The following is a 794-nucleotide window of genomic DNA, read 5'->3' as shown; positions in this document are numbered from 1 at the left end:
TGACTGCTTGTAAGCGTACGGTTTCAGGTTCTTTTTCACTCCCCTCCCGGGGTGCTTTTCACCTTTCCCTCACGGTACTGGTTCACTATCGGTCGCTAAGGAGTATTTAGCCTTGGGAGGTGGTCCTCCCTGCTTCCCACGGGGTTTCACGTGTCCCGCGGTACTCAGGATCCTCTCACAGCAAGTCTATCTTTCATCTACAGGAGTGTTACCTTCTTTGCTGGGCCTTTCCAGACCGCTTCGATTAAATTTCCTTGCCTAATAGAGAGTCCTACAACCCCCATCCCGAGGTCCGAATTCCGATATCCGATATCCGAACACAAGCATTCCCTTGCGTTTTAGCTCTGCTTTCCAGCTTCGCTTCAACATCTTTGATTTCCGCTTGCGCTCGGACCTCCGACTTCGGACCTCGGACCTCGAGACAGGTTTGGGCTCTTCCCTCTTCGCTCGCCGCTACTACGGGAATCGATTATTCTTTCTCTTCCTCCGGGTACTTAGATGTTTCAGTTCCCCGGGTTGTCCTCGCTCACCTATGGATTCAGTGAGCGATCGCCGGATATGACTCCGGCGGGGTTGCCCCATTCGGGTATCCACGGATCACCGTCTGCTTGCGACTCCCCGTGGCATTTCGCTGCTAACCGCGCCCTTCTTCGACTCTTAGCGCCTAGGCATCCACCGTACGCCCTTATTAGCTTGACCTATTTCCGCCAACACACAATAAGGTTCAAATGAATCCTTTAACAGAAAGATCTCTCTGTGCAGTTTTCAAAGAACAGATTTTGAAAAAATTTCGG

General features: G+C 51.6%; 1 rRNA gene. It reads right to left on the bottom strand.

The features are described 5' to 3' along the window. Nucleotides 1-699 (bottom strand): 23S ribosomal RNA (locus tag J0X21_RS14905); the annotation flags it as partial. Between the last annotated feature and the right edge of the window lie 95 nt (nucleotides 700-794).

Source organism: Paradesulfitobacterium ferrireducens (assembly GCF_017310645.1).
In the GTDB taxonomy this organism is placed as follows: domain Bacteria; phylum Bacillota; class Desulfitobacteriia; order Desulfitobacteriales; family Desulfitobacteriaceae; genus Paradesulfitobacterium; species Paradesulfitobacterium ferrireducens.
Note: the sequence above shows the minus strand (reverse complement) of the source record. Positions and strands in the feature narration are given on the sequence as shown.